Source organism: Fulvivirga kasyanovii (genome assembly GCF_009711405.1).
GTDB lineage: Bacteria > Bacteroidota > Bacteroidia > Cytophagales > Cyclobacteriaceae > Fulvivirga > Fulvivirga kasyanovii.
On the sequence record NZ_SMLW01000670.1, the window covers coordinates 4,688 to 8,816 of the forward strand.

Consider the following 4,129-nt stretch of genomic DNA (forward strand, 5'->3'; position numbering starts at 1 on the left):
CAAAAAACTGTAAACATTAAGCATTTCCAACAAGCAGATCAAAACTTAAAAGCCAGGCAAAACTCTATAGCAGACCCGGGAGCTGCTAAAAGTAAAAATTATGATAGCAACAAAGAAGATAATTCCAGCACCTGATCAGTCCATAGCTAACCCTGAAATATATTTTGGGGGAGATGAAGCAAAAGTTGCTGAGTGGCCAAAAAACCCAGATGGCGATTACTTGACACTGCTTTTTAGCATTGATTGTCGGGCTATTCAAAGTAAAATTAAGAGGAGTGATATTCCTGATTCTGGTTTCATTCACGTATTTTCTACGTACAGTAGGCAAGAATATTTTTTGGATTATATCACCTACTCAGGCAATGCGGATGAGTTAAAATTAATTAGCGGTGGTTATACATTTGTAATTCACAGTGACGCTGAGCAATCCATAAAAAGTCCGATAGAGAGCATGCCGCGGCTGAATATGACGCTTATAGATTATGAAATAGGAGAGAGTGAGTTTTCCATGGCGTCACTTGTCTCTGAGATACCCCCCAATGGAGTGCTGGCAGCTGAGGCGCTGAGCGAAGAATACAATTTCTTCTGTCAAATATATTCTTCTGATTTCCCTCATCCATTTCAAGATGCTTTATACTTAACAGATGCCCTAGGTTTTCTTTTTATAAGAAAAGCCCGGCATGAAGGTGAACGGTTAGGTTTGTTTTTTGTTCAAACTGCATGATAGTAATTGCCTCATTCGGAGGCACAATCTTTAATTATGACAGGAGACCTTTGCCGGGAGAGACTATGCTCAGAAGGGTAGCCAGTGGTACCGAACAGTTAAGCTTTACCAAACTTTCAAAGTTTAGTAAAGCCCCAATTTAGCTTGGTAAGCTGTATAATTAAATCAACCAAAAGTGCGTATTTGCCGCATCCTACTGTCTTAACTAATAGCATTGGAGGCGACTACTGGGGCATTAGTCACCCCGAAAGGTCCTTTCATGAGGAGAAGAACACCCTCCGGCCTACGGCCACCTCCCTCAAGGGAGGACTTTAGTGCCGTTGAAGGACTTGAAGTGTGCAACTAAATTAAAGGACAGTATTGAAATCGATGTACCGCTCCAACCGTCCCCTTAAGGGCTACAGGGGTGTTTTTCACTTTCAAAAGTCCCGTCAAAATTCATTCTGACAGCCTTTCATATTTAGGTCAACTCATCTGATGACTAAAGCAGAGTTGGCTGTATTCGGCAATCAGTAAAGGGATAATCAGTAGATTGTAGCGTGGTTAGGTTGGAAGACGGAAGATTGAAGTCAGGAGTCGGGAGTCGGAAGATGGGAGTGATTGGTAGGTGGTGAATAGTGAACAGTAAACGGTAAAAGGGGTGTAAAAGAACTAGAATTTTCAATGTTTCTACAACGCTACTATCCCCTTGAGGGGATTATAGGGGTGTTTAAAGCGATAAACTGAGAACAGGAAACCGTAAATTATATGAGGATAAATGATGCTGCCCCAACTGAGACAGCATCAAAATAATCATCCGTATAGTAATTTCTTCTACTCGCTCCTCAGTGATTTCACCGGGTTGACCATGGCGGCTACTATAGATTGGTAGCTCACCGTGAGCAGGCCTATGCCTAGGGCAATGACTCCTGAAAGCAGGAAAATGGCTATATTCTCAAAGGCAAACAGGTCGATCCTGTACTGAAAATCACCCAGCCAGCTTTTGATGGCGAAGAAAGCTACCGGCCAGGCTACTATCATGGCAACAATGATCAGGAGCACAAATTCTTTTGAAAGCAACTGCACGATCTGAGAAATACTTGACCCCATTACTTTTCGTACTCCGATTTCTTTTGTGCGCTGCTCTGCCATGTATGCAGAAAGGCCAAAGAGCCCCAGGCAGGCAATAAAAATAGCCAGCCAGGTAAAGCCTGTAATCAACTCGGAGAAGTTTTCATCATTTTTGAAGAGGTTATCAAATTCTTCATCAAAGAACTGATATTCGAAAGGGTACTGGGCATAAGTGGCACTCCATTCTTTCTCTATGGTATTCATGGCTTCCCTCACATCACCCTTGATCCTGACGGAGAGGTTGCTATTGGCATTGGGATTATAAAACATGATCAGCGGCTCTATGCTATGTTTCATAGAGGCAAAATGAAAGTTTCTGACTACCCCTATGATGGTTCTTTCAGAATTATTCCCAAACCTCAGCTTCTTGCCTATAGGGTCTTCCCAGCCAATCTGCTCTATCAAGGCTTCATTGACAATGATGGCTTCCTGCTGGTCAGTGCCTGACTCCGGGGAATAGTTGCGTCCTTCTACTACCGACATTCCCATTACATCAAGGTAGTGTTCATCAAAAGAAAGGGCGCTTACGATCCAGTTTTGCTCATCGTCAGCAGCACCTTCGGGGGTAATGCCTGTACGCCCAAAAGTTCTGCCGGGCATATTGGATGACGTGCTTACCGCCTCCACATTATCGAACTGCATTAACCGCTCCCTGAAGGCAGGCATGCTTTGAGCCATCCCGGGGTCGTTCATTTGAAAATTGACAACCTGCTCTTTGTCAAATCCCAGGCTCTTGTTTTTGATAAATTGTAATTGCTGGTAGATCAATAAGGTACCAATGATCATGGTAATGGAAGCTGCAAACTGTGCTACAACCAGTACTTTTCTTAAAAGAATACCACTCTTACTGGTTTGAAATCGCCCTCTTAAGATTTTAACAGGCTCAAATTTCGAAAGTACAAAAGCGGGATAAAGTCCGGCCAAGATGCCAATGGCTAAAGTGGCACCTGCTATGGTCAGATAAACATCTTGCCTGCCGAAAATAAAGTCTGTGAGGCTTGTGTTAATATTCAGGTCAATATACGGGACCAACAACAGCACAAACAAAACGGCCAATATGGCGGCCATTGAGCAGATGAGCAAAGACTCGCCCAGGTGCTGCCAGATAAGATTGTACCTGAAAGCTCCGAGTACCTTTCGCACCCCAACTTCTTTTGCCCTGGAAGATGACTGAGCTGTAGCCAGGTTCATAAAGTTAAATGCCGCTATCAGCAGTACGAAAAAGGCCACTGCGGATAATGAATAAACATAGGTGATATCTCCCTTGGCCTCGTTGTAGCCGTCAAACAAAATGCCGGAGGACTTAAGGTGAACATCTTCCAGCGGCTGGAGTTGGGGAATCCAAAACTCCGGTGCATCATTTTTCAGCGCCAAGTCTTTGAGTTTGGCTTCAACCGTTTCTTCGGAAGAAGCGTCATTGAGCACGGCATAACCAACCATACCTAGCCCTTGCCATGAATCGAGATACTGCGCCAGACTGCTGTCGGCCAGTGAAGGATAGAGTGAGAGCAGCAAATCCAGCTTCAAATGACTGTTTTGCTTGTTGTCTTCCATAAGGCCTACCACCTCCCAGTCCTGGTCATTGATCTGAAGTACTTTGCCCAAAGCCGCCTCGTCACCAAATATCTTTTTCGACATAGCCTGCGTAAGAATGGCTTTTCTTGGTTCTTTAAATGCTTCTGCGGCAGCAGGATCTAAAAGCTTATAATCAAATATTTCAAAGAATGATGATTCTACCGATTTGGCATCTTCCGTATAGACGAAATCCTCTCCCACTTCTACACGAAGCCTACCCTGGGTAAGGATGCGGGTGGTGTTTTCAATCTCTGGTATCTCCTTTTTGGCCGCGGCAGGCATTACCGGTTCGGTAATCCCGACGCTGTTGCTGGTAACGCCGAGGGCTTCGTCATTGGTATAAAACCGGAAGATCCTGTCTGATTTGGAGTGGAAATCATCGTAGCTCAGCTCATTTTTAACATAGATAAAGATGAGCAGGCAACAAGCCATACCGATGGCGAGTCCGATAACATTAATAAATGTAAAAACTTTGCTCTTGCGCAGAGAGCGCAAAGCTGTGAGAAAATAATTTTTAAGCATGTGTGTTGTTTTTTGAGTTTTGACTGTAACTAGTTTACATCAAAATCCTTATTTAACCAATGCTGATTATGCAGGCGGTTAAGAATATATAAGGCTGGCGCCAGAACAAAATGGATGCGGCCTGTTAAGTGTGGTTATGGCTGAAGCGTAGAAACACCCTCCGGCCTGCGGCCACCTCCCTCAAGGGAGGAATAGGGC

At 44.2% G+C, this 4,129-nt stretch carries 3 protein-coding genes; 2 read left to right on the forward strand and 1 reads right to left on the reverse strand.

Going from position 1 to position 4,129, the window contains the following annotated elements; translation table 11 throughout:
• Positions 1–100 precede the first annotated feature (100 nt).
• Together E1163_RS27300 and E1163_RS27305 are read left to right on the forward strand one after the other, a co-directional pair.
• Positions 101–724 carry a DUF1963 domain-containing protein gene (locus E1163_RS27300; protein ID WP_155176431.1) on the forward strand — a complete coding sequence of 208 codons (624 nt, stop codon included), beginning with the start codon at positions 101–103 and terminating at the stop codon, positions 722–724.
• A complete protein-coding gene (locus E1163_RS27305) occupies positions 721–867 on the forward strand; it encodes a hypothetical protein (RefSeq protein WP_155176433.1) in 147 nt (48 codons plus the stop codon). Before E1163_RS27300 ends, E1163_RS27305 begins: the two co-directional genes overlap by 4 nt.
• Before the next feature lie 670 nt (positions 868–1,537).
• Here the strand turns inward: E1163_RS27305 and E1163_RS27310 are convergent.
• On the reverse strand, positions 1,538–3,931 hold the full coding sequence (locus tag E1163_RS27310) for an ABC transporter permease (protein ID WP_155176435.1): 2,394 nt from the start codon (positions 3,929–3,931) through the stop codon (positions 1,538–1,540).
• Positions 3,932–4,129 lie beyond the last annotated feature (198 nt).